This window comes from Candidatus Thiothrix phosphatis (genome assembly GCF_035668035.1).
GTDB classification, from domain to species: domain Bacteria; phylum Pseudomonadota; class Gammaproteobacteria; order Thiotrichales; family Thiotrichaceae; genus Thiothrix; species Thiothrix phosphatis.
This window is the reverse complement of record NZ_JAYMYJ010000026.1, coordinates 1-24,075: the sequence shown is the minus strand read 5'-3', so window position 1 is coordinate 24,075 and position 24,075 is coordinate 1. Positions and strand designations below refer to the sequence as shown.

Genomic DNA, 24,075 nt, shown 5'->3' with positions numbered 1-24,075 from the left:
ACACAGCTTTCAAGGCACGATGTTTACCACCACCATCAAGGGCAATATACATAATCGTCCGCTTAAGGTGTGCCAGTTCCTTACACCTACGTTCCTCTAACTCTGGAGGTAATCTGAATTCTATAAATGTTACTTCTGGAAGCACCATATTCCATAGTGTTTCAGGACTCAAGTTATATTCACGATAAGCTTTCATTGCTATTACTCCTAAGCTATTGATTATTAAGCTACCCAGGGGGCTGTTTTAAGTCATATCCCCTGCTTGTTTATTAACCACATACGGTAGTTAATCACACCAGGAGTGCAATCAATAGCAATGCTTTTATAAGCAGGTATGGGGGCAGTTTAATTCAGCCGGATCTACGGCTAATCAATTGCCCTCAGAATAATATATATATAATTTTTTGACCTCTAATAGGATTCTATATTATCTTGAATCAAGACAAATACTTTTATGGAGAAACTATTAATGCTGAATGTCCGCTTCCCATATCCTGACGAGCAAAAACCAACAGAAGATAACTATCGTGATAACAAGAGAAAGAAATGAATTTTGATTACCTAAATTTCAACAGACAACCCCTACGTTTTACCAAAGTAGATGGTATTGCACACGTCTCATTATCCGACGTTCTGAATATCCTTAATATTACCAGACCGAATGATATTGAAACTGTCAAAGGCTCTATCATTACTGAATACGGCTTCAATCCAATTGAACTTGTTTCAGTTATGGATGCATTGGAACTTGTTAAAAGCTCCATCAAAAGCAATCCTCAATTGATAAAGGTGTTGAGTCAAAAATGTTAGCCTCCGTTCCTGACGAAACTCGGCACTGCAATGCAGAGTACCTAACACTCTATGAACATTTTATATTGAACTGTCTTGTAAGGAATCGCGCACACTTTTATTACGACTCTATTGATTATAAAAACGCGCCGGACATTAACACCGTTAAGGATTTGTATCTGGAACATTTCCAAGATCTATTTCATACACCAATTAAGATCGTAAAAGCCGACTCTGTAGATGCAATAGAACACAAGTCTAATACTGTCATTAACAATTTACTGGGTCTTGACTCAGTTTCCTATAAGAACAGCAAGAACAGAAAATCCAATTACATAGAGTATGATATATGAGCACCAAAAATGATTTTCCACATAATATCAGACAACCAACACGTAAAGTCTCGAACTTCAAAGGTTCTCTCTGGGATGATATGGATACTGTCCCATTTGAATACAAGAACCACTATGAACATTCTCTTGGTAGAATGGGTAATTACGATATGTGGCGACACAAGAAGTTATGGCCTACTGCTCATGAAGACATCTATCATCCACAAGGGACAGATGCTAACGCATACGGCAAACCTGAAGCGTCTAAGCCTGCTAAAAAGAGTTTCCTTGCTGGATTCCTTGACCACCTCAAGGATAGTCCTTATGAGAAAGAGTTTGGTAAATGGCGCAATAGAGCCGGTAGTGCATTAGGTGGAGCATTTGCGAGCTTTTCATGGAAGACTATGGCTAAATATGGAGCCGCAGGCACAGTAGGCTATGGGGTTGGGATTTATTCTACGAGAAAAATTAATCCTAATGATGAATGAATCTTTATCATCACAGGGACATAAAGCTTACGCTTTACACAAACGTGATTTCTGCAAACCCAGTATGAATATAATTACTCATTATAAAACAATGACATAGAATAAAGCCGCTACCTAATTCCAATGACAAGAAAATGAACGAATACTACACAGTCAGGCAATTTATCCAAACCATGATAAAGCACAATAAGCTACCAAAGTCCTACCTGACCAATAGCAACATTCTTAAACTCTCAGTCCAGACACGCAACTATTGCAGGGATAATGGTCTTGAAGTTAAGAAGATACTCAGACGCCAACGCAAAAGGATGTATTTGCATTCCTACCCACTGTCAGCATTAGCAGCAGTCTTTGTTTTACCAGCATCCTGAATAAGCGTTAGCTTATGTCCTTGGATGAGAACACCTGGTTCCTGATCGGAAAATTCCAGTAATACTTTCCATTTAAAACGTTACTCAATCAAATTTGACAGCAAGACCTATCTCTGCTTATAAATATTAATGCCAGCAATGGTTATAACAACATCAAAATGAATAGAAAAATGGAGACTCAACCAATGAATACAGATTATACCGAACTCAGAAATGCACAATTAGCATCCTATAGAGCAGAACAGGCCGCAGAACAAAGCAAGTTCAAGAACTATACCAATACACCAAAAGTTCCACTTGATACCCTCACCACCAAGGCTAGAATCATCCTAAATGAGGCAACAGCACTGAATGTATCCTGCTTAAACTTAGGCAAAGGGTCAAACCAGCAGCAACAGATAAGTACTTATCTCGACCAAAAGGCTAATGAACTGTACCTCTTGATGAAACAGATCCGGGAAGAATATAAATTCTCTGGTCGTATCTTTGGATAATCCCGCAGATTGCGTCAACAAAAAACCCCACTATTTCACGTAGCGGGGTGTGTTGCTTCATAACCAATGAGAGATAAATGAAGTAAAACTCTCGAAGTTACAAATAATGAATATATTCATCCTATCAGATGTTTTATTACTGTCTACAATTATTTTCACGTCCCCTAATGTACCGTTTATCGGCTGATATTCGCAGCCAATGGAATCACAAGCACCCTGCAATAAATAAATCTTGGTAATAGCAACATACCGTTGGTCGGAAACATTATTAATTAAAACAGCCATTTAATTACTTTTGCTTAAAATTAGTTCTTGTCGAAGCTATTGACAGGTTTTATGTTGAACGTAGGGAAAGGGAAACATGAATAGTATTGCGAATGCTAATGAGCTAAATACTATGAGTGTTTCACGAAGAGTATCGAAGTTTACGAGATACTATTCTGAAGGGATAGGGTTCTTCTAAAGATAGAGAATATATAGATAAAGATAGTTGATTATAAGTGAATAGATAGTAAAGATACCTGAGTCATAACACTTTCATCGTAGTGGTAATCGAAGATGAAAGACTCAAGTGAATACTATTATTCTCCGTAGCAACTGCCGTAAATAACCATTAGTCCCTATAGTTTTCTCCGTAGCAAAGATATTACCAGTCCCAATAGCTTTATTAACAGCAAAGAAGTTGATGCGAAGTGAACATAATAGAATCTCACCTCTAATCAACTTTAACCATTTCACCATCCACAGTATTAGCTACAGAGTCCTAAGCAGGAGCGTAGCTGCTGCGTCTTTCTGGTCTTTTTCATTTGCGATAGCAGATGTTATCCCAATAGAAGAATCGTGCCGGATACCAGTAGCAATTATAAAATGCCGGGCCATTCTCTCTAACGGATAACACCTCGATAAAGACAGCTCGCATAAAGCGCAATAGCAAAGGGCTAACCCGCGACACACTACACAAGGGAGGGCGACTATAGCCCGACCCAAACAGTAGACGAGACGCACAGGAGCGCTCAAGCGCGACCCACAAGCACTTAATACCTAATACTTCCAAGAGCATTAGCAGCATCACTAATATTTCCATACCGTCCTATAGATACAGATTTACCAGATACTTCAATATTTGCAGAATACTTCCCATCTTTACCAAGTGTTATTGGTGCAAATTCACCATCTGTATATTCCACGTCAGGAGCTTCTACGTTCGTCTCAGTAGTGGCAGAGCTACCGTCATATGCCTCAGTCATTTCAACATCACCAGCAGCTACAGGGACAGGATTTAACGTATCCACAGGTGTCATGTTCACTCTGTTCCGTGCCATGACTTCTAATTCTTGTCTTACAGCATCTATTTCTGCATCAGTAGCTACATTATTTGTATCATCAGTAATACCAAGTCGCGCTATAACAAAGTCCCTTACCGGTATAGCTTCCTCAACAGTGCAATATGTCCCGAAGTGTATATTTTTACCATTTATGAATATGCCAACTTGATACCTGTTTCCATTTACTTGGATATATTTCTCTCCAGTAGAAGATTTAATGCCAGTAGTATCAACATAGATATTATCCAGTCTGAAATTAGTATTATTACTATCCCTGAATTTAATACCCATATTATTAGGTATATTACCTACATATCTGTTGTATATCATCCTTGATGCCCTATACATCGCAGTATCACCATTAGAGTCTACTAATTTAGCCTGAAAAGTAATAGCTTTCCTGCTTCTTGTAGGCACTATAGAACCATCATTATTACGAATACGTCTTAAAATTCCAGATCTCTTATCGTAAGAAAAGTAAAAATCAAATACTTCATCTGGTATTTGAGCAAGGACATTACCATTGCCCATTTTGTATTCTGTATACGAATGGTTCCAAGTAGGCATTGTATTATTTTCTTGAGTCATTTTTATAACCTCATTAAGTTTAATATATTTCATTTACTCTTATCTGTATCCCAAGAAAGAAAGGGCTACATCCACCAAATCCACCAATGAGGTAAGGTAGATAAGGTAATGCAGCCCTGATGCTAACTTATACAGTTGCACCTAAAATATATTTAACCAACGAGATAGAATATCCAATAATATCATGCACTTATTAACATGCAGACACTATCAGTAAATTCCACCAAAACCACCATATCATAGAGTCCAAGAACTGTGTCTTCTCAGGTTCACTATGTTTGTCTTCATAAGTGAATTCTTAATTATTCTTATTTTTCTTTTAGGTTTTTTGTCTTGGAGCCTTTTCCACAGCCTATGGCTGCTGGGAGTAGATAGGGGTAGCACCATAAAACCTATCGTTCTATGGATAGTCTTTTTACAGTGTCTAACAGTTTATTAGACGGAATTCATGAATATCGGCCTAGGAAGACCCCGCTTATTCATCACGCAGAGGCCACCTATCCAGTTCGTAAAGCCTTCCGCATAGTCCCGGATTATCATGCGCCGTGTATCCCCAATGGCATTGATTCTATGGACAAAAAGCATACATCACGCCTTGCCAACCCGGCAATGGCATATTCCCATGAGTTTTGGGAGAACTATTCACTTTTCCTGCTAAAACAAAATGTTAAGAAGAGTGTTATTTCGTGGTACGTGCTGCGCACCCAGCAGTACATTGCCGCATTTCCCGAGGAGCATATCCGTACCCACACCGGGCATCATGTGGAACAGTTTCTGAACAAAGTGGGGCGCGAAGGCCGGTTGTCGGCGTGGCAGTTCGGGCAGGTGGTCGATGCTATACGGATTCTGTTTAGTCTGGCGCTGAAGCTCCCATGGGCACAGGATTTTGACTGGGGTTACTGGCGGGAGTCGGCGAAGCCTTTGGCAGTGGATCATGCGACGGTTGCCCGCGACTACAGCAATGCGTTGGGAGGGTTGGCGACACTCGACGGGGAGGAGCGTTGCCCCAACGCGCTTTATCAGCGTTACCAGCCTGCGATTGCCGAATTGGTGCGGGCGATACGCCTGAAAAATTACTCCATCCGCACAGAGCAAACCTATCAAAACTGGGTTTCACGGTTTTTCTATTTCCACAAACCCAATGATGTGCGTGAGTTGAATGGGCAACACGTCAAACATTATCTGGAATACCTGGCGCTAAAACGCCAAGTTTCAGTATCCACGCAAAAGCAGGCGTTAAACGCCTTGGCGTTCCTGTTTAACCAAGTGTGGCAAAAGCCGCTGGATGACCTGGATGAATTTATCGGGGCAAAACGCCAACGCAAATTGCCGGTGGTGTTGTCCCGTGAAGAAGTGCGCCGGGTGTTCCAACAACTCAAGGGCACGCACCATCTGATGGCGGGTTTGATTTACGGCGCGGGTTTGCGGCTGATGGAATGCGTTACCTTGCGGGTTTTGGATATCGACTTCGATTACAACCAATTGCATATCCGCAACGCCAAGGGCGGGAAAGACCGCATCACGCCACTGCCGGAACGTTTCAAGGAGGCGCTGCGGGAACAATTGGCATTGGTGGAACGTTTGCATCAATTTGATGTGCGTAACGGTTGGGGCGAAGTGTATTTGCCTGAGGCCTTGAGCCAGAAATACCAGCAGGCGGCGCGGGAGTTGCGGTGGCAATACGTGTTCCCTGCCAGTTCCGTGAGCGTTGACCCGCGTACCGGCTTGGTGCGGCGCCATCATTTGCATGAAACCAGCTTGCAGAAAATCATCCGCCGTGCCGTGAAACAGGCGGGGATCACCAAACGCGCCACGACCCACACCTTACGCCATTCGTTCGCCACCCATTTGCTTGAATCCGGCTACGACATCCGCACCGTGCAGGAATTGCTGGGGCATTCGGATGTCTCCACCACCATGATTTATACGCATGTGCTCAACACGCCCGGTATTAGCGTCCGCAGCCCCGCCGACCTGATTTAACAAGGCATAATCAAAATGAAGTGACAAGGCTACCGCACTACCCTGTATATGGCACGGACGTAGCGTAATACTGGTTGGCTTCACTAATATGAACATAAACTGTACAAGACTATAATCCATTATTCCAGTTTATGCGACAACAAATTATGGGAAAATTTCCTCGATAACGCATCCATCCCAAACTGGTGTAGACTCCTCCCCTCCCAACTCCATGTGGAGCAAACCTTGCCACCTGCCACCACCCACGACGCCGCCTGGAAAGCCCGCCAGCGCGAGAAAGCCATCGGTTACCTGATCCGCTTCGCCGCCGTTACCGTATGGGGACTGCTGCCGCTGGTTGTGCGCTATTCGCCCTCTGCCAAAATCCCGAATGTCTTTGCCCAAGGCGGGCTGTACTTCATTGGCGGGCTGCTGTTTTCCAGCGGGATGGTCGCTATCCGCGCAGCGCTGGACCCGGCGTTGCTGCGCCAGCTACGCCTGCCCTGGAGCCACTGGCTACCGGTGCTGCTGGCCAGCGAGATCAGCATCATCGCCTTCACCTACATCAGCCTCAACCTGACTTCCGGGACGCATTTCATCCTGCTCAACAACTTTTCCCCCGTATTCGCCCTGCTGGTGGCGATCGTGTTCTGGCGGCAACAAATCCCCTATCTGCGCCACCGCCACACCCAGTGGGTGATGCTGGCCATTTTCCTGCTCGGCAGCCTCGGCAGCAGCCTGCTGTTCGCCGATGCGGCGCGCGGCAATTCCGCAGGCACGGTGGAAGGCGACCTGTGGGCGCTGGGCGCGATCGTCACCGATGTGGCGCTGATCATCGCGCAAATCCGCTACAGCCGCCTGGTGCCGCCGGTGCAAATTCCGTTGGTGAATTTCTATATGTTCCTGCTGGCCTTGCCGCTATTTTTCCTGCTGTTCGGCCTCAACCCGGTGCGCCTGCTGGCCTTGCCCGCCGACCAGCTTGGCTGGGGAATCGCCATCGGCATGCTCGGCGCATTGGGTTACCACCTCAACTACGAAGCGTTCCGCCGCATCGACGGCTTTCTCGCCTTCCTGATGTTCAACCTTTCCATCCTGATCACGTTTGGCGTGGAAGCCTTTGTGCTCAAGGCAATCCCGCCCAGCTTCATCCTAGTGGTGGGCGGCGGGCTGATCGTCGGCGCATCCATTTGGGCGGAAAACATCAACGCGCGCTGTGAACGTGAAGTGCAGATTTAACCGCCCCAATCCGCTATATTGCCCGGACAAGACCATAACCACGGGAATAGACCATGCGCAAACTCACCGCCCCGTTGCTGGCCCTGCTGCTGGCCGTGTGCCTCGCCCCTGCCGCCCTGGCTGAAACCGTCCTGCATCGCGGCAACGGCGCGGAGCCTGAAACCCTGGACATCCACAAATCCTCCGGCGTCATCGAAGCCAATATCGAGCGCGACATGTTTGAAGGGCTGGTGACGGAAGGCGCGGATGGCAAACTCCAGCCCGGCGTGGCGGAAAAATGGGAAATCAGCAGCGACGGCAAAACCTACACCTTCCACCTGCGCAACGATAGCCAATGGTCAGACGGCTCGCCCGTCACCGCCGACGATTTTGTCTTCGCTTACCGGCGCGGGCTTGACCCGGCCACCGCCTCGGATTACGCCTTCATCCTGTGGCCGATTGCAGGCGCGGAAGCTTTCAACAAAGGCGAACAAAAAGACCCCGCCCAGATAGGCGTCAAGGCCATCGGCCCACACACGCTGGAAATCCGCCTCAGGGCACCTACCCCCTATTTCCTCGGTATGCTGATGCACCCGATGGCCTACCCTACCCCGCAAAAAGCCATCGAAAAGGCAGGCAAGGATTGGACCAGGGCGGAAAACATCCTTTGCAACGGTGCATACTGCCTCAGCGAATGGCAGCCACAGGCACACGTCAAGCTGACGAAAAACCCGCATTACCGCCGCGCCAAGGACATCCCGATCGACACGGTGTATTACATCCCCACCGAAGACCAGAACAGCGAACTCAAGCGTTACCGCGCCGGGGAGTTGGACATCACCTACGATGTGCCCGCCGACCAGATCAAAACCGTGGAACAGGATTTCCCCAACGAATTCCGCAGCACCCCCTACATTGGCGCTTATTACTTCGCCTTCAACCTGCAAGACCCGCTGTTCAAGGACAACCCCAAACTGCGCCGCGCCCTGACGCTGGCGATTGACCGCGACATCCTCACGGAAAAGATCACCCAGTCCGGCGAAATCCCCGCCTGGGGCTGGGTTCCCGCCGTCGACAACTACGGCCAGCAAAGCATGGAGGAAAAAGCGCTCGACAAGGCCGCCCGCCTCAAGCTGGCCAAAGAGCTGTTTACAGAAAGCGGCTACGGCCCGGACAAGCCGCTGGAGCTGGAAATCCTCTACAACACCAGCGACAACAACAAGAAACTGGCCATCGCCGTCGCCGCCATGTGGAAGCAAACCTTGGGCGTCAAAACCAATCTGCGTAACGAGGAGTGGAAAGTCTACCTTAGCTCACGCCGCCAGAAACAATTCCAGATCGTGCGCGCCAGCTGGATTGGCGACTACAATGACGCCTACACCTTCCTCAGCCTGTTCAAGTCCGATGTGGGCGAAATGAACACCACCGGCTACAGCAACCCCGAATACGACCGGCTGATCAAGGAGGCGGAAACCCAGGCCGACACGCACAAACGCCGCGAAGCCATGGAGCAGGCCGAACGCATCCTGCTGGCCGACACGCCCATCATTCCGATCTATTTCTTCACCACCCAGCACCTGATCAGCCCCAGGGTCAGCGGGTGGGAGGACAACGTGATGGATGCCCATCCCACCCAATACCTGAGCCTGAAGCCTAAGTGACCCGCCCGCAAAAGCTCAGGCGACTGCTTGCGGCTTGCTGGGGCGACGGCGGCGTGGCTTGTTGGCGGCAGCGCCATCAGTGCGCTTGACGGGCGGCAAACCGGCTGACGCCCGCGTTTCGTTCTTTTGTGAACGGGTGCGGCGCTTTTTCGGGCGATGCTGGGGTTTGGGTTTGTCAGCGCCTGCGTCCACGGTGGCTTTGGGTGCCTGTGGTTGGCGCGGAGCCAGGGTGATTTCCGGCAATTGCTCACGCGGCAGCGCCTGTTTGATCAGCTTTTCAATGCCTTTCAGGAATGCGTGTTCTTCCGGCTCCACCAGCGAAATGGCTTCGCCGCTGGCACCCGCCCGCCCGGTGCGGCCAATGCGGTGCACATAATCTTCCGGCACATTCGGCAGTTCAAAATTGACCACATGCGGCAATTGCTCAATGTCCAGCCCACGGGCAGCAATGTCGGTCGCCACCAGCACACGGATAGCGTTTTGCTTGAAATCACCCAGCGCCCGGGTGCGCGCGCCCTGGCTTTTGTCGCCATGGATGGCGGCGGCGGTGATGCCATCCCCCGCCAGCTTGTGCGCCAGCCGGTTGGCACCGTGCTTGGTGCGGGCGAACACCAGCACCTGTTCCCACTGGTTGGCGCGGATCAAATGGCTCAACAATGCGGTCTTGCTGGCTTTTTCCACCAGATACACCGACTGCTTCACCGTTTCCGCCGTCGTATTGCGCGGAGTGACCGAAACCTGTAATGGCTGGTGCAGCAAACCTTTCGCCAGCGTCACGATGTCATTGGAAAAAGTGGCGGAAAACAGCAGGTTTTGGCGGCGTTTCGGCAGCAAATCCAGAATCTTGCGGATGTCGCGGATGAAGCCCATGTCCAGCATCCGGTCAGCTTCGTCCAGCACCAAGATTTCCACCTGGGAAAACTTCACGGCGTTCTGGTTATACAGATCCAGCAGGCGGCCTGGCGTGGCCACTAGCACATCGACGCCGGAACGCATCGCCATCAGTTGTGGGTTGATGCTCACGCCGCCAAAGACGACAGCGGAAGTCAGCGGCAGGTGCTGGCCGTAATCACGCACGCTTTCGCCCACCTGCGCCGCCAGTTCCCGGGTCGGCGTCAGCACCAGCGCACGGATATGGTTGGAGGCGGGGCGCTTGCCCGCCATCAGCCGATGCAGCATCGGCAGGGTGAATCCGGCGGTCTTGCCGGTGCCGGTTTGCGCCGCCGCCATCAGGTCGCGGCCAGACAGTACAGCAGGGATGCCTTGTTGTTGGATCGGGGTGGGCGTTGCATAGCCCTGTGCTGCGATTGCGCGCAGCAGCGGCTCGGCCAGGCCGAGTTCGGAAAATGACATAGTGGAATTAACCTCGTTCCTCAGCCGTCCATCGGCTGTAGGGGTATTGGGTAAGGCGGACGTTGTAATAGCGTTCCAAATGGGAAACTTCCTTGCCAACCCACTCGGGCATGGCAATGGCTTCGTCCGGTGAAGCGAGTTCGACTTCCGCGACCACCAGGCCAGCGTTGTCACCGTGGAATTCATCAATTTCCCACAGTTTTCCGCCAAACTCGACAAAATGGCGGGTTTTCTCAATCAATGGGCGTTCGCACAATTGATCCAGCAGTTCCGCTGCATCCTGCAACGGGAGTCCGTATTCGTATTCGGGGCGTTCGATCCCTATCGTCATGCCCTTGATGTTCAGGGTGGCTTTGTCATTGGCGACCCGCACCCGCACCGAGGCGCGCTTGCTGTTGCTGAGATAGCCTTGCCGGAACGATTCGGCGCGGACTGCCAGTCGTCGCCAATCATCCGACACCAGCAGGAATTTACGCTCAATTTCAGTCGCCATCAGAATTTAACCAGTGCGGAACCCCAGGTAAAGCCACCACCGAAGGCTTCCAGCAAAATGATGTCGCCCCGCTTGATGCGCCCGTCGCGCACGGCGGTGTCCAATGCCAGTGGGATGGAAGCGGCGGACGTATTGCCATGTTTGTCGACGGTGACCACGACGTGATCCATCGGCATATCCAGTTTCTTCGCGGTCGCCTGGATGATGCGGATATTGGCCTGATGGGGAACCAACCAGTTGACATCCGCCTTGGTCATGCTATTGGCCTCCAGCGTTTCGTCAACAATCCGCCCCAGGGTGTTGACGGCGACTTTGAACACTTCATTGCCACGCATTTGCAGCAAGGCGCCTTCTTTGCGCAGCATCTCCTGGTTGCGTGAAATACCGGCATTGACGTTCAGCAAATGCTCGTAGGCACCATCGGCATGGATGTGCGTCGACAGGATGCCCGGCTCCTCACTGGCTTCCAGCAACACCGCCCCGGCCCCATCGCCAAACAGGATGCAGGTGCCGCGATCCGTCCAATCGAGAATTTTCGACATGGCCTCCGACCCAACCACCAAGGCGCACTTGGCGGCACCGGCGCGGATGAAGTTGTCCGCCACGCTCAGGGCATAGGCAAAGCCGGAACAGGCCGCCTGCACGTCCATCGCCGGACTGCCGTTGCGGATGCCGAGGTTGTTCTGCAACAGGCAGGCGGTGCTGGGAAACACCAAATCCGGGGTGGAGGTGCCCAATACAATCAGGTCAACATCTTCCGGCTGCCTGCCCGCCATCTCCAGCGCCCGGCGGGCGGCGTGTTCCGCCATGTCGGAAGCGCTTTCCATCTCCACAACGTGCCGCTCATGGATACCGGTGCGCTCCACAATCCACTGGGCGGTGGTGTCCACCATTTTCTCCAGTTCCTGATTGGTGAGGATTTTTTCCGGCAGGTAACTGCCAGTTCCGGTAATGCGCGAATACATCATGCTTTCTGCCTTTGTGCGAGCAAACTTTCGAGTTGTTTATGGATACGCTGCGGGACTTTTTCAATAATTTCCGTGCGGGCGATGCCAATCGCATTGGCGTAAGCGAAACTGTCCGCCCCGCCGTGGCTCTTGATCACAATACCCTGTAAGCCTAGCAAACTGGCCCCATTATAACGCCTTGGATCGAATTTGCGGCGAAATGATTTCAAAACCGGCAGCGAAATCAGTGCGGCCAAGCGGGTGAACACGTTGGCGGTATATTCCGCCTTGAGCTGGAAGGAAACCATTTTCGCCAGGCCTTCGCTGGTCTTGAGCGCCACATTGCCGACAAACCCATCACACACCACCACGTCAACATCGCCGTGGTAGATGTCATCGCCTTCCACATAACCAATATAATTGAGCGGGCTATCTTGCAACAAGGCATTGGCAGCCTTGACCTGCTCATTGCCTTTGATGGCTTCCTGGCCAATATTGAGCAACCCCACCTTAGGGGCCGAGTTATTGTCGATGGCCCTGGCCAGCTCGGAACCCATCAGCGCGAATTGATAGAGATGGTCGGCTTCGGAGTCGACATTCGCGCCCAGATCAAGCATATGGGTATGCCCCTGCACAGACGGGATGACCGTGCAAATGGCGGGACGGTCAATGCCCGGCAGCGTTTTCAGCACGAACCGCGCAGTCGCCATCAGCGCACCAGTATTGCCTGCGCTGACCGCCGCACCGGCTTCACCAGCCTTGACCAGATTGATCGCCACCCGCATGGAGGAGTCTTTCTTGTTTTTCATGGCGGAAGCAGGCAGCTCATCCATTGCCACCACCTGTGAGGCATGGCGAACAATTAAACGTTCACCAGCTGTCGCCTTGTGTTGTGCCAGCGCCGTTTGAATTTGTGTTTCATCGCCGACCAGAATCAAGGCGATGTCGTCGAATTTTTTCAGGGCTTCCAGCGCCGCCGGAACCACCACTGACAACCCATGATCGCCACCCATCGCATCCAACGCGATGCGATACCTTCCTGCCATTTTTTACCCTTTTCCTGAAAAAAAATCGCGGGTCAAGCCCGCGATTCTATATGATTTTGTCACCCAAGCGCGCAACAATTAACCACTTACTCTTCGTCTTCCACTTCGACTGCATTTTTAACAATCTGGCGGCCACGGTAAAAACCGTCAGCCGTCATGTGGTGACGCAGGTGGGTTTCGCCGGATACCGGGTCAACCGACAGGGTTGGGTTTTTCAGCGCATCGTGGGAACGACGCATACCACGACGTGAACGTGTCATTCGAGCCTGACCGACTGCCATCGTTTTTTACTCCGTTTTTTTCCAATCTTTCAAAACCGCAAACGGATTTTTCTGGCCTTCCGGCTCATCATCATCTGTTTGCGAAGCCTGTGTTGCAGCCATGTCCGACGGCAAGGCCTCAATCAGTTCCCGCGCCGGTTCGCACTGCTCATGCCTGGCCACCAACGGCAAGGCAAGGAGAATTTCATCTTCAATAAAATCCTGCAAAAACAATCGGTCATCCTCAACCAGCCAAGCTTCAAAGCCTTCCTGCTCGGGGCGTTCATCCGACTGAAACGTTGTCAAGGCCACCTGCACCGCATTATCAATGGGAAATTCCATTGCTTGCAGGCAACGCTGGCATTCCAGCATCACAATCCCGTGCACATGACCCATAACGATGGGCAGGCCGGACGTGCTGCGAGTAAACTCCAACTCCACCGCAAAATCCCCACTTTCCGGCAACGCCACCTCGGCAAGACGCGGCAATTGTTGGAAAGGCAACACACCAGCCAAGCATTTTTTCTGCTCGACCAGCCGGAAGGGATTAACGTCAACGGGCAACCTGTTCAACATAAGCGCGCGATTATAAGAATCCGCACCCCGCAGTGTAAAGAATTTTCTGGCTTTTTCACTTGGGAAACCCCCATATCTTGCGTATTATTTTGCGCTTTGCCGCCTGATACACGACCACAGAGTGACCATGACCGACCGAACCCTGATCCTTGGCTCCACCTCCCCCTATCGCCGCGAACTGATGGAGCGCCTGTCCGTGCCGTTTGCAACCGCAGCCCCCGACATCGATGAAACCCGTCACGAAGGTGAAAGCGCCCGCGACATGGTGTTGCGCCTGTCACTGGCGAAAGCCCAAAAGGTGGCGGAACAGCATCCGGACGCACTGATCATCGGCTCCGACCAATGCGCCGTCCTGCACGAACAGGTCATCGGCAAACCCGGCACCCATGAAAATGCGGTGAAACAGCTTCAGAATGCTTCCGGCAAAACCGTCTATTTCCTGACTGGCCTGTGCCTATACGACAGCCGTGATGGCGGCTATCAACTGGATGTCGTGCCATTCCAGGTGGATTTCCGTGAACTGACGGATGCGGAAATCGACCGTTACCTGCGGAAAGACCAGCCCTACAACTGCGCGGGCAGTTTCCGTTCGGAAAGCTTGGGCATCACCCTGTTCAAGCGTATGCATGGCGATGACCCCACTGCACTGATGGGGCTGCCGTTAATCCGTCTCAGTGAAATGCTGCGCCACGCCGGAGTTTCCTTGCTCTGATCGGCGTCAGCCTACAGCAAGTTCTTCGCGCAATTTTTTTAATATCGCCTGCGTATCAGGGCGTATATCACGCCAAATAAAGAAAGCTTCCGCCGCCTGTTCGACCAGCATCCCCAGGCCATCCAGCGCCTGCGCAGCGCCTTGCGCCCTGCCCCATTCGACGAAAGCGGTCGGTTTGGCGCTGTACATCATGTCGTAGGCGCAGCCCCCCGCCGACAAACAACCCGCTGGCAGCGGCGGCAATTCACCTTGCAGGCTGGCTGCCGTGCCATTGATGATCAGGTCAAAACGCCCCTTGACAGCCGCGAAGCCACCGCCGACAACCTGGCCGAATTCGGCGAAATCCTGCGCCAGCTCCAGCGCCTTGTCAGCCGTGCGGTTGGCGATGAACAAACTTTCCGGCTGTGTTTCCAGAATCGGTTGCAATACGCCGCGCACAGCTCCACCCGCCCCCAGCAACAGGATGTTCTTTCCCTGCAAACGGATGTCGTGATTACGCTGAAGGTCACGCACCAACCCGATGCCGTCGGTATTCGCGCCATACAGGGAGCCATCCGCCCGGAACGCCAGCGTATTCACCGCTCCGGCGCGGGCGGCGTAATCGGAAAGCTCATCCGCCAAGACCCAGGCTTCCTGCTTGAAGGGCACCGTAATATTGCAGCCCTTGCCGCCAGCCATCTGAAACTTGCGCACATCCTGCGCAAACTTTCCCGGCTCGGACAACAGCGCGGAATACTCCACCGCCTCGCCTGTCTGGGCGGCGAACAGGGCATGGATGCGCGGGGATTTGCTGTGGGCAATCGGGTTGCCGAACACGGCGTAGCGGTCAGGTTTTCCAGAACTCAAACAACACTCTCCCATCAAGACGCAAAAATACAGTGAAACACTGGCAAGCTTGCCTACTTGCCATTATTCAGCAGGAAGCCGTATAAATCATCTACCACCATTTCCAACCCGACAGATTCGAGCAGGAAGTTCTGCCCTGCCACGTAACGTTCCGCCAGCCATTCCGTGCGGCGACGGTACACCTCCACCGAGGGGGAATCCTGCGAGCACAACACATATTCCTGCAAGGATGATAACAACCGGTACGCTTCCAGCTTTTCGGTGCGGTCAGTACGGGCCGTGCTTTCAGACAGAACTTCCACGATCAGGCAAGGTGAGCTGTTGTAGTAATTATCCGCCTCATCAGCACAACTAACCTGCACATCGGGATAGTAAAAGCGGTTTTCGCGTTGGGTGCGGATGCCCACTTTCATATCGGCCTGGAACACCTCACACCGACTGCCTTGCAGATGATTAAACAAACGCGCAAATACGCCCCCGGAAACGCGGTTGTGGTTACGGCTAACCCCCGCCATTGCGTAGACCTGACCGTTGACATACTCATAGCGGGCGCCATCCACCCGGTCATTTTCCCCCAGCAAATATTCTTCTGGGGAAAGGGAATCTGTTTTAGGTGCTGCGCCCATGCAGTCCTCCTCTCAGACAGGTGATTTCATCAGGTTAGCAGATCCAGAATTATTCCTTCAGCCACTCCGCAACCTGCTTGGCGTAGTAGGTCAGGACGCCATCGGCACCCGCGCGTTTCATGCCCACCAGGGTTTCCAGCACACAGGCTTTCTCGTTGATCCAGCCATTCATGCCCGCCGCTTTCAGCATCGCGTATTCGCCGCTGACGTGGTAGACGTAAGTCGGCGCCTTGAACTCATCCTTGACGCGGCGCACGATGTCGAGGTACGGCATGCCCGGCTTCACCATCACCATGTCCGCGCCTTCCTGTAAATCGAGCGCGGTTTCCCACAAGGCTTCATCGGAATTGGCCGGATCCATCTGGTAGCTGTATTTGTTGCCGCCCTTGAGGTTGCTGGCGGAACCGACCGCATCACGGAATGGCCCATAAAAGCTCGAAGCGTACTTGGCGGAATAAGCCATGATGCGCGTGTTCACATGCCCGTACTGTTCCAGCACATCGCGGATTTCACCGATACGCCCGTCCATCATGTCGGATGGCGCCACCACATCCGCGCCTGCTTCAGCGTGGGACAGCGCCTGCTTGACCAGCGCCGCCACCGTTTCATCGTTGAGGATGTAGCCGTTCTCGTCCATCAGGCCATCCTGCCCGTGGGAAGTGAACGGGTCGAGCGCCACGTCGGTCATCACCCCCAGTTCCGGCACCGCTTCTTTCAATGCACGGACAGCGCTCTGGGCCAGGCCATCCGGGTTCCACGCCTCTTCCGCCTTGTCGGATTTGGCTTCCGGCGGTGTCACCGGGAACAGCGCCATGGCCGGAATGCCCAATTTCGCCGCCGCTTCAGCCTCTTTCACCAGCAGGTCGATGCTGACGCGCTCCACGCCCGGCATGGAAGCCACTTCCTCACGCTGGTTACACCCTTCCAGCACAAATACCGGCCAGATCAGGTCATTGACGGTGAGCACGTTTTCGCGCATCAGGCGGCGGGAGAAATCATCGCGGCGCATACGGCGCATGCGGGTGTAGGGGTACATTCCGGGGAAATTGGACATCGCAAAACCCTGTCAGTGGTCAAAGGATCAAGTATTCTGCCCGTTTGGGGCCGGAATTCCAACCGCAGCATCCATCAGCAGGCAGGCATCGCTGCGCACCGCTTGGGCAATCGGCAGGTTATCCCCCGCTTGCCAAGCCAGCATCGCCTCCCGCTTGCCCGCCCCTGTCACCACGACCATTTGCTGGCGGCAATCCTGCAAAGCCCTGACGCCGAGGCTGACCCGATCCGGCGGTGGTTTGGGCGCGTCATGCACGGGCAAGGTCAGTGCGTCCGGGAACAGCCTGCCGGGAAACAGGCTTGCCGTATGCCCATCCTCCCCCATGCCCAGCATCACCAAGTCGAACGGCAGCTTGTCCGCAATAGTATGGGCATACGCTTCCGCCGCCGCTTCCGCCCCCAGCTCCGCAGGCATCGGGTAGCGGTGCGGGGTAGGCAGGCCCAGCTGTGAATTGCGCTCAGGATGATCAACAGGTAGGCAGCGTTCATCCCCCCAGTACAACTCCCATTTGTCCCACTCCTGCGGCGTTTGCGCCAGCAACGCATACGCCTGTTTGGGCGTGCCGCCGCCCGCCATCACCAGCCGGAACACGCCGCGCTCCCGGATCGCCTGCCGCGCCTGCGCCGCTATCAGTTCACACGCCTGCTGCGCAACCGCAGCGGCGTTTTCCAGTACCTGTGTATTGTTGGGCAACATCATGCTTCTCCATTGCAGGACAAGCGATGCCGCCACCGCCGATCCGAATCGCCAAAAATTTTCTCCGCCGCTTTCGGCCCCCAGCCGCCAGCCGGGTATTGCAGCGGCAACTGTTCGTCTTCCGCCCAGCGCTGCAAGACTGGGTCCACCACATTCCAGGCGGCTTTCACCTCATCGTAGCGCAGGAACAACGAACGGTCGCCCCTGATCACATCCAGCAGCAGTTCCTCGTAGGCGTCGGCCTTGCGCTCGCCAGGGTTGGCGATGGAGGCATCCATCACGATCTGGCGGGTGCTCATTTCCAATCCCGGCGCCTTGGCGGAAATCTCCATGCGCACCGCATCTTCCGGCTGGATGCCGATCAGCAGCCAGTTGGGGAACGGCTGGGAAATGCCGCTGCCGTGGAACAACTGCATCGGCGGCCGCTTGAAACGCACCGCCACCATCGAGCGACGCTCCCCCAAACGTTTGCCGGTGCGCAGGTAGAACGGCACATCCTTCCAGCGCCAGTTGTCGATGTACAGTTTCATGGCGGCGTAAGACTCGGTATGGCTGCCCGGTGCCACGCCTTCTTCCTGCAAATAGCCAGGAACATTCTGCCCGTTGATTTCCCCAGCGGCGTATTGCCCACGGATGGCGTGGTCAGCGAGCTGCTCCAGGTTGACCGGGCGGATGGATTGCAGCGCCTTGACCTTTTCATCGCGCAAGGCTTCGGCTTGCAGGGAAACCGGTGGCTCCATCGCCAGCAGCGCCATCACTTGCAGCAAATGGCTCTGGATCATGTCGCGCACCGCGCCGCCACTTTTGTCGTAATAACTGGCGCGGCCTTCCACGCCGACCGTTTCCGCATGGGTGATCTGGATATGGTCGATGTGGTGGCGGTTCCATAACGGCTCAAGGATCAGGTTGGCGAAACGCAGCACCAACAGGTTTTGCACCGCCTCCTTGCCGACATAATGGTCGATGCGGTAAATCTGCTCTTCCTTGAGGTGGTTGTTGAGGCTGTGCTGCAAGGCACGGGCGGATTCGAGGTCATGCCCGAACGGCTTTTCGATCACCATCCGCCGCCAGCCGTGGGTTTCATCCAGCAAGCTGGCGTTGGCCAGACCCTCGGTGACATCCACATACAGATCCGGGCTGACGGACAGGTAGAAAATGACATTGTTGGCGCATTCGCCGCCATTGCCGATCCATTCACCCAATGCATGATAAAACGCCGCATCCTTCAAGCTGCCGGAAAGGTAATCCAGACGTTGGATAAAACCGTCCAGGCAAGGGCTGTCGGCCATGCCTGCCGCCACAAACTGCCGGTGGATTTCCTCCCGCCAACTGTCGCGGGTGTAAGACGTGCGCCCGCAGCCGAGGATTTCCACATCCGCCGCCAGTTGCCCCATGCAATGCAGTTGATAAAGCGCTGGCAGCAGCTTGGTGGCTGCCAAATTGCCGGTTGCGCCGAAAATGACATAAGCGTGGGAAATGCTGTTATCACTCATGAATATTGTCTCCTCTTGCCACCGCTGAAGCTGAAAGGGCGGTTGGTAACGGTCAGGATAACAAAAGTTGGCGGCGGCAGGCAGTTTGCCTAGCTATCGTTGCGCAATTCACCAAGCCATAAACTTTTCGGTGCGTACCTGCCCCATCCGGCAGGCTCGCAAATCCCGTCAAACAGGGGTACAGTGGGCACGGAAAACAAGAGGGACAAATACCATGACGACCAACAACCCCCGTTTTGTCAGTTTGCTGACCCGTGAAACGCTGGCGCTGGTGCTGGCGGGCGGGCGTGGCTCACGCCTGTATGAACTGACTGACCGCCGCGCCAAGCCCGCTGTCTATTTCGGCGGCAAATTCCGTATTATCGACTTTCCGCTTTCCAATTGCGTCAATTCCGGCATCCGCCGCATCGGCGTGCTGACCCAGTACAAGGCGCACTCGCTGATCCGCCATCTGGTGCACGGCTGGTCAAATTTCCGCAGTGAACTGGGCGAGTTTGTGGAGGTGTTGCCCGCCTCCCAGCGCACGACCGGCAACTGGTATGCAGGCACCGCCGACGCCATCTATCAGAACCTCGACATTGTGGAAACCTTGCGCCCGAAATACGTGCTGGTGCTGGCAGGTGACCATGTTTACAAGATGGATTATGGCGAAATGCTCGCCTACCACGTTGAGAAAGGCGCGGACATGACCGTAGCCTGTGTCGGCGTGCCACTGGAAGACGCCAAAGGCTTCGGCGTCATGACGGTCAACGGGCAACACCAAGTGACCGCATTCGATGAGAAACCGGCGGACCCAAGCCCCATGCCCGGCTCCACCGACATGGCGCTGGCGTCCATGGGCAACTATGTCTTCAACACGGAATTCCTGTTCGAGCAATTGCAGAAGGATGCCGACAACCCGGCTTCCAGCCGAGACTTCGGCAAGGACATCATCCCCTCCATCATCGACAGCCACACCGTTTACGCCTACCCGTTCCGCGACGCCGCCACCGGCAAGCAGCCTTACTGGCGCGATGTGGGCACCATTGACGCCTTCTGGGAAGCCAATATGGAGCTGGTGTCGGTCGAACCGGAACTGAACCTGTATGATGAAGATTGGCCCATCCTGACCTATCACCGGCAGCTGCCATCGGCCAAGTTCGTGTTCCAGGATCCAGGCCGCGAAGGCAAGGCGCTGGATTCCGTGGTGTCAGCAGGCTGCGTGATTTCCGGGGCCGCCGTCATCAACTCGCTGCTGTTCTCCAATGTCAAGGTGCATTCCTACAGTGAAGTCAGGCAGTCGGTGCTGTTGCCGGAAGTGCAGGTAGGGCGCCATTCCCGCATCACCCGCGCCGTCATTGACCGGGGCTGCCACCTACCGGAAGGCACCGTCATTGGTGAAGACCGTGAAGCCGACGCACGCCGCTTTCGCGTCACGCCCAATGGCATCACGTTGGTGACGTCGGAAATGCTCGGGCAGAAAGGTTCCGCCAGCGTGGGCTGACCACGGCCTTGACACAAACAGCCGGAGGAAAATGGCAAAACGGGGCGGGCGCGGGTAAAGTTGTCCCTATAAAAATGATGATTGCCGGAGGATAAGCCCGTGAAACTGCCGTCACTACCACCCTTGAGGACGCCGCCCGCCCGCGCCTTCCGTGCAACGCCCGTGATACTCGTGTTGCTGGCTGTTGTTATCTGGTCATCCTGGTATACCGTACCCAGCGATTCCGTCGCCGTCCTGCAACGTTTCGGCAAATACCGCTCGGAAGCGCCGCCAGGGCTGCATTTCAAGATTCCATTCGGCGTTGACGCCGTCACCATCCTGCCGGTCAAACGCCAGCTCAAGCAGGAGTTCGGCTTCAGCACACCCGGTTCCAGCAACCCCGACCAGTTTTCCGATGAGCCGGAGGCGGAAACCCGCATGGTGACCGGCGACCTGAACGCCGCACTGGTGGAATGGGTGGTGCAATACCGCATTTCTGAACCGTTCAAATACCTGTTTGACGTGCGCGAACCGGGTGCGACCCTGCGTGATGTGTCCGAATCGGTGATGCGCGAAGTGGTTGGCGACCGCACGGTGGATGAAGTCATCACCATTGGCCGACAGGAAATCGAATCCGAAGCCCTGGCCAAGATGCAGCAGCTCGCCACCAAGTACAACATGGGCGTCAGCATCGACCAGGTGCAGCTGAAAAACATCAATCCGCCCACCCCCGTGCAGGATTCGTTCAACGAGGTCAATCAGGCGCAGCAAGAAAAAGAACGCCTGATCAACGAAGCCCGCCGCGATTACAACCGTGTCATCCCACTGGCGGAAGGTGAAAAGGATCAACGCATCCGTGAAGCCGAAGGTTACCGACTCAAACGCACCAATGAAGCGGAAGGCGACGTGGCGCGCTTCAACGCCGTCTTCGCCCAGTACCAAAAAGCCCCGGACGTCACCCGCCGCCGCCTCTATCTGGAAACCATGCAGCAAATCATGCCAGCGGTGCAAAACAAGGTCATCGTGGATGAAAACATGCAGGGCATCCTGCCGCTGCTGAACCTGGACAAAAAGGCCCTGCCCGCCAAACCCCAGGCCGCCGCTGGCCAGGAACCCCAACAGGAGGCAACCCCATGAACCGCTTGCTGCCCATTGCCGCCGCCCTGCTGGCGTTCCTGTTGTTCAACGCTTTCTATACAGTGGGCGAAGCGCAACAGGTCATCCTGACCCAATTCGGCAAGCCGGTTGGCGCGCCCGTCACCGAGGCTGGGCTGAAAATGAAGCTGCCTTTCATTCAGGATGTGAACCGCATCGACAAACGCATCCTGGAATGGGACGGCAGCCCTTCCGACATGCCGACCAAGGACAAGCTCTACATTGCCGTCGACCTGTTCGCCCGCTGGAGAATCACTGACCCGCTGCAATATTTCCTGCGCTTGCGTGACGAACGCAGCGCCCTATCCCGGCTGGATGACATCCTCGGCAGCGAAACCCGGAATGCGGTGGCCAAGCACGAACTGATCGAAATCATCCGCACCACCAAAGACCGCATACCGTTGCAGGACTCAACCCTGGGTGAGAGCCAGGATACGGCTGATGCGCAGGACGGCAATAAAGCGGTCGGTGCCCTTGTCCCCATCCACAAGGGGCGCGAACAGGTTGAACAGGAAATCTTTAAGGCTGCGGCTGAAAAAGTGAAAGTTTTTGGGATTGAGCTGCTCGACATCCGCTTCAAGCGCATCAACTACAACGCCAGTGTGCAGCCGAAAATCTTTGAACGTATGATCAGCGAACGCCGCCAGATCGCCGAACGCTTCCGCTCTGAAGGCAATGGCGAGGCCGCCCGCATCCGCGGCAACATGAGCCGCGACCTGAACCGAATCCAGTCTGAAGCTTACCGGCGGGTGGAGGAAATCCGTGGCGAAGGCGACGCCAAGGCGGCGGAAATCTACGCCAACGCTTACAACCAAAACCCGGAGGCCGCCCATTTCTATGAATTCACCCGCACCCTGGAAGCCTATCCTGCCATTGTGACGGAAGATTCAACCATGGTGCTGTCAACTGACAGCGATCTGTTCAAATTCCTGAAGGCGACAGGTTCCAAGCCTTCCGGGCAGCCGTGATGCGCCGCTGAATTCAGGCCGGTGTCCCTTTGCAGTAGTGATAGGCCGCCTGCACCAGATGCATCGTCTGGAGCAAAGGTTTGCTCAATATCCGTTGGGTGCTGATATGAAAGTTTGCCATTCTGCGGCGTTCTGCCCACAGATGGTCAATCATCGGATGGTTGGGCACAGCGCAGGAATCCATCCATGCCAGAGGGGTGTTGTCCAGCATGGTGTAGATATTTTCCAGCTCCAGCAACACGCCGGGCGAATAGGCGGAATATTGTTCGTTGTAGGCAATTTTCAGGGCATAGCTGCCCTCCGTGGCGCTGACCAGATTTAGCTTGATGGCGATGGTTTCCCCATTCAACAACATCCTCAGCATCATCAGTTGGCCACGTTCAGCAGCGTTGCGGATCAAGGTCTCAGCGAACGTCCGCTCACCATGATTACAACCCATGGCGGTGAGCGCGCGCCCTTTCCAGCCTTCCTGTTCCAGATACAGGAATTCATTGGTCCATTGGCTCAAAGCGGCACCCTGCCCTGGCAACAACAGCTGGAATTCCAAATCTCCCAGATCCTCCAGCCGACGCCGCAACCGGCTGTACTCTTTCAGCTTCTTTTTACGCAGATGGGCCATGACATAGGCTTCCCCGGAAAGGCCTCCCTGCAACAAAGCGCGCTCCCAAGCATCATGCCCATCCAGCCAACCGCCCCGTTGCTGAACCTGCAAACGCAGGTGGCGGGCAAATTCACCTTCTGCCGGAACCTTGTTGAGGGAAAAAGCCATCGCGTCGGAATGTTCATGCAACCAGTCAAACAAGGCGGACAACGCTTCCTGCGCATATTCACGGTGTACAAGGGGCGTACCTAATGGGCAGTGCAGATGCAGCCAATTCATCCAGTGACGGACAGGAACCTTTCGGTAAGAACGTTCCTGAGCCAGCGGGAACAAACCTGCCAACGCCGAATGGGATGCATCAACCCATACCAGCAATACCGCGATTTGTCCTGAGTGTGTGGCCAAACCTTCTATTGCTGGCAACAATGCCCAGCTTTCATAAAAAGCATTGGGTTCAAGCGCCTGGCATGCAAGCGAATCCCAGACAGGAACAACATCACGCAATTCACGTATGGTGGTCACAAGTTGCGTAATCAAAATGAATACCCGTTTATAGTTATGA

The 24,075-nt window shown here is 53.9% G+C and carries 24 protein-coding genes; 10 read left to right on the top strand and 14 right to left on the bottom strand.

The window, feature by feature from the left end; translation table 11 throughout:
• The coding region (locus VSS37_RS02900; RefSeq protein ID WP_324693142.1) for a hypothetical protein at positions 1–196 on the bottom strand (196 nt) is incomplete at its 3' end.
• 350 nt (positions 197–546) lie between these two features.
• On the opposite strand from VSS37_RS02900, the gene VSS37_RS02895 reads away from it, so the two are divergent.
• The 3 genes from VSS37_RS02895 (at position 547) to VSS37_RS02885 (ending at position 2,474) form a co-directional block, all read left to right on the top strand.
• Entirely contained in the window at positions 547–810 is a 264-nt protein-coding gene (locus VSS37_RS02895; protein ID WP_324693141.1) for a hypothetical protein, read from the top strand.
• Positions 811–1,138: 328 nt separating this feature from the next.
• Positions 1,139–1,609 (top strand): hypothetical protein, encoded by a 471-nt coding sequence (locus VSS37_RS02890; protein WP_324693138.1) that lies wholly within the window; start codon positions 1,139–1,141, stop codon positions 1,607–1,609.
• A gap of 556 nt (positions 1,610–2,165) precedes the next feature.
• Positions 2,166–2,474 (top strand): hypothetical protein, encoded by a 309-nt coding sequence (locus VSS37_RS02885; RefSeq protein WP_324693136.1) that lies wholly within the window; start codon positions 2,166–2,168, stop codon positions 2,472–2,474.
• Positions 2,475–3,508: 1,034 nt separating this feature from the next.
• Here the strand turns inward: VSS37_RS02885 and VSS37_RS02880 are convergent.
• Positions 3,509–4,420, bottom strand: coding sequence for an HNH endonuclease (locus tag VSS37_RS02880; protein ID WP_324693135.1), 912 nt, complete (start codon positions 4,418–4,420; stop codon positions 3,509–3,511).
• Between the two features lie 660 nt (positions 4,421–5,080).
• Here VSS37_RS02880 and VSS37_RS02875 point away from each other — a divergent pair.
• The 3 genes from VSS37_RS02875 (at position 5,081) to VSS37_RS02865 (ending at position 9,225) form a co-directional block, all read left to right on the top strand.
• Positions 5,081–6,370, top strand: coding sequence for an integron integrase (locus VSS37_RS02875; protein WP_324693133.1), 1,290 nt, complete (start codon positions 5,081–5,083; stop codon positions 6,368–6,370).
• A gap of 225 nt (positions 6,371–6,595) precedes the next feature.
• A complete protein-coding gene (locus tag VSS37_RS02870; RefSeq protein ID WP_324693131.1) occupies positions 6,596–7,585 on the top strand; it encodes a DMT family transporter in 990 nt (329 codons plus the stop codon).
• Positions 7,586–7,638: 53 nt separating this feature from the next.
• A complete protein-coding gene (locus tag VSS37_RS02865) occupies positions 7,639–9,225 on the top strand; it encodes a peptide ABC transporter substrate-binding protein (RefSeq protein WP_324693130.1) in 1,587 nt (528 codons plus the stop codon).
• A 15-nt stretch (positions 9,226–9,240) separates the two neighbouring features.
• Here VSS37_RS02865 and VSS37_RS02860 read toward each other — a convergent pair whose 3' ends face one another.
• The 6 genes from VSS37_RS02860 to VSS37_RS02835 all read right to left on the bottom strand — a co-directional run bounded on the left by VSS37_RS02860 (position 9,241) and on the right by VSS37_RS02835 (position 13,900).
• Complete coding sequence (locus tag VSS37_RS02860) at positions 9,241–10,578, bottom strand: DEAD/DEAH box helicase (protein WP_324693128.1); 1,338 nt, start codon at positions 10,576–10,578, stop codon at positions 9,241–9,243.
• 7 nt (positions 10,579–10,585) lie between these two features.
• Positions 10,586–11,071, bottom strand: a complete 486-nt coding sequence (locus tag VSS37_RS02855) for a CYTH domain-containing protein (protein ID WP_324693127.1) — start codon at positions 11,069–11,071, stop codon at positions 10,586–10,588.
• Positions 11,071–12,039, bottom strand: coding sequence for a beta-ketoacyl-ACP synthase III (locus VSS37_RS02850; RefSeq protein ID WP_324693126.1), 969 nt, complete (start codon positions 12,037–12,039; stop codon positions 11,071–11,073). The genes VSS37_RS02855 and VSS37_RS02850 overlap by 1 nt, the downstream gene beginning before the upstream one ends.
• Positions 12,036–13,064, bottom strand: a complete 1,029-nt coding sequence (plsX, locus tag VSS37_RS02845; RefSeq protein ID WP_324693125.1) for a phosphate acyltransferase PlsX — start codon at positions 13,062–13,064, stop codon at positions 12,036–12,038. The genes VSS37_RS02850 and plsX overlap by 4 nt, the downstream gene beginning before the upstream one ends.
• An 86-nt stretch (positions 13,065–13,150) precedes the next feature.
• Positions 13,151–13,345, bottom strand: coding sequence for a 50S ribosomal protein L32 (gene rpmF, locus VSS37_RS02840; RefSeq protein ID WP_324693124.1), 195 nt, complete (start codon positions 13,343–13,345; stop codon positions 13,151–13,153).
• Between the two features lie 6 nt (positions 13,346–13,351).
• Entirely contained in the window at positions 13,352–13,900 is a 549-nt protein-coding gene (locus tag VSS37_RS02835) for a YceD family protein (protein ID WP_324693122.1), read from the bottom strand.
• A 127-nt stretch (positions 13,901–14,027) separates the two neighbouring features.
• Here VSS37_RS02835 and VSS37_RS02830 point away from each other — a divergent pair, with 127 nt between their 5' ends.
• Positions 14,028–14,612: a Maf family protein gene (locus VSS37_RS02830; protein ID WP_324693121.1), complete on the top strand. Its 585-nt coding sequence runs from the start codon at positions 14,028–14,030 to the stop codon at positions 14,610–14,612.
• 6 nt (positions 14,613–14,618) lie between these two features.
• Here the strand turns inward: VSS37_RS02830 and aroE are convergent, their stop codons facing one another.
• Genes aroE through zwf form a run of 5 tightly spaced genes read right to left on the bottom strand, consistent with a single transcriptional unit; the run spans position 14,619 to position 19,327 of the window.
• Positions 14,619–15,458: a shikimate dehydrogenase gene (aroE, locus tag VSS37_RS02825; protein WP_324693120.1), complete on the bottom strand. Its 840-nt coding sequence runs from the start codon at positions 15,456–15,458 to the stop codon at positions 14,619–14,621.
• Between the two features lie 53 nt (positions 15,459–15,511).
• Positions 15,512–16,084 carry a Uma2 family endonuclease gene (locus VSS37_RS02820; RefSeq protein ID WP_324693119.1) on the bottom strand — a complete coding sequence of 191 codons (573 nt, stop codon included), beginning with the start codon at positions 16,082–16,084 and terminating at the stop codon, positions 15,512–15,514.
• Between the two features lie 49 nt (positions 16,085–16,133).
• Positions 16,134–17,138, bottom strand: a complete 1,005-nt coding sequence (hemB, locus tag VSS37_RS02815; protein WP_324693118.1) for a porphobilinogen synthase — start codon at positions 17,136–17,138, stop codon at positions 16,134–16,136.
• A 27-nt stretch (positions 17,139–17,165) separates the two neighbouring features.
• A complete protein-coding gene (gene pgl / locus VSS37_RS02810; protein WP_324693117.1) occupies positions 17,166–17,837 on the bottom strand; it encodes a 6-phosphogluconolactonase in 672 nt (223 codons plus the stop codon).
• Positions 17,834–19,327 carry a glucose-6-phosphate dehydrogenase gene (zwf, locus tag VSS37_RS02805; protein WP_324693116.1) on the bottom strand — a complete coding sequence of 498 codons (1,494 nt, stop codon included), beginning with the start codon at positions 19,325–19,327 and terminating at the stop codon, positions 17,834–17,836. Before zwf ends, pgl begins: the two co-directional genes overlap by 4 nt.
• Positions 19,328–19,541: 214 nt before the next feature.
• Between zwf and glgC the strand changes: the two genes are divergently transcribed.
• From glgC to hflC, 3 genes are all read left to right on the top strand, one after another.
• The gene (gene glgC / locus VSS37_RS02800) at positions 19,542–20,810 is read left to right on the top strand and encodes a glucose-1-phosphate adenylyltransferase (protein ID WP_324693114.1); all 1,269 of its coding nucleotides are present in this window, start codon (positions 19,542–19,544) and stop codon (positions 20,808–20,810) included.
• Positions 20,811–20,909: 99 nt separating this feature from the next.
• The gene (hflK, locus tag VSS37_RS02795; RefSeq protein WP_324693113.1) at positions 20,910–21,926 is read left to right on the top strand and encodes an FtsH protease activity modulator HflK; all 1,017 of its coding nucleotides are present in this window, start codon (positions 20,910–20,912) and stop codon (positions 21,924–21,926) included.
• Positions 21,923–22,912, top strand: coding sequence for a protease modulator HflC (gene hflC, locus VSS37_RS02790; protein WP_324693111.1), 990 nt, complete (start codon positions 21,923–21,925; stop codon positions 22,910–22,912). The genes hflK and hflC overlap by 4 nt, the downstream gene beginning before the upstream one ends.
• Positions 22,913–22,925: 13 nt before the next feature.
• Here hflC and VSS37_RS02785 read toward each other — a convergent pair.
• The coding region (locus tag VSS37_RS02785) for a GNAT family N-acetyltransferase (protein WP_324693110.1) at positions 22,926–24,075 on the bottom strand (1,150 nt) is incomplete at its 5' end.

Coding starts and splice junctions, on each gene's coding strand:
- VSS37_RS02895 (WP_324693141.1), top strand. CDS start 547: ATGAATTTTGATTACCTAAATTTCAACAGACAACCCCTACGTTTTACC.
- VSS37_RS02890 (WP_324693138.1), top strand. CDS start 1,139: ATGAGCACCAAAAATGATTTTCCACATAATATCAGACAACCAACACGT.
- VSS37_RS02885 (WP_324693136.1), top strand. CDS start 2,166: ATGAATACAGATTATACCGAACTCAGAAATGCACAATTAGCATCCTAT.
- VSS37_RS02880 (WP_324693135.1), bottom strand. CDS start 4,420: ATGAAATATATTAAACTTAATGAGGTTATAAAAATGACTCAAGAAAAT.
- VSS37_RS02865 (WP_324693130.1), top strand. CDS start 7,639: ATGCGCAAACTCACCGCCCCGTTGCTGGCCCTGCTGCTGGCCGTGTGC.
- VSS37_RS02860 (WP_324693128.1), bottom strand. CDS start 10,578: ATGTCATTTTCCGAACTCGGCCTGGCCGAGCCGCTGCTGCGCGCAATC.
- VSS37_RS02855 (WP_324693127.1), bottom strand. CDS start 11,071: ATGGCGACTGAAATTGAGCGTAAATTCCTGCTGGTGTCGGATGATTGG.
- VSS37_RS02850 (WP_324693126.1), bottom strand. CDS start 12,039: ATGATGTATTCGCGCATTACCGGAACTGGCAGTTACCTGCCGGAAAAA.
- plsX (WP_324693125.1), bottom strand. CDS start 13,064: ATGGCAGGAAGGTATCGCATCGCGTTGGATGCGATGGGTGGCGATCAT.
- rpmF (WP_324693124.1), bottom strand. CDS start 13,345: ATGGCAGTCGGTCAGGCTCGAATGACACGTTCACGTCGTGGTATGCGT.
- VSS37_RS02835 (WP_324693122.1), bottom strand. CDS start 13,900: ATGTTGAACAGGTTGCCCGTTGACGTTAATCCCTTCCGGCTGGTCGAG.
- VSS37_RS02830 (WP_324693121.1), top strand. CDS start 14,028: ATGACCGACCGAACCCTGATCCTTGGCTCCACCTCCCCCTATCGCCGC.
- VSS37_RS02820 (WP_324693119.1), bottom strand. CDS start 16,084: ATGGGCGCAGCACCTAAAACAGATTCCCTTTCCCCAGAAGAATATTTG.
- hemB (WP_324693118.1), bottom strand. CDS start 17,138: ATGTCCAATTTCCCCGGAATGTACCCCTACACCCGCATGCGCCGTATG.
- pgl (WP_324693117.1), bottom strand. CDS start 17,837: ATGATGTTGCCCAACAATACACAGGTACTGGAAAACGCCGCTGCGGTT.
- zwf (WP_324693116.1), bottom strand. CDS start 19,327: ATGAGTGATAACAGCATTTCCCACGCTTATGTCATTTTCGGCGCAACC.
- glgC (WP_324693114.1), top strand. CDS start 19,542: ATGACGACCAACAACCCCCGTTTTGTCAGTTTGCTGACCCGTGAAACG.
- hflC (WP_324693111.1), top strand. CDS start 21,923: ATGAACCGCTTGCTGCCCATTGCCGCCGCCCTGCTGGCGTTCCTGTTG.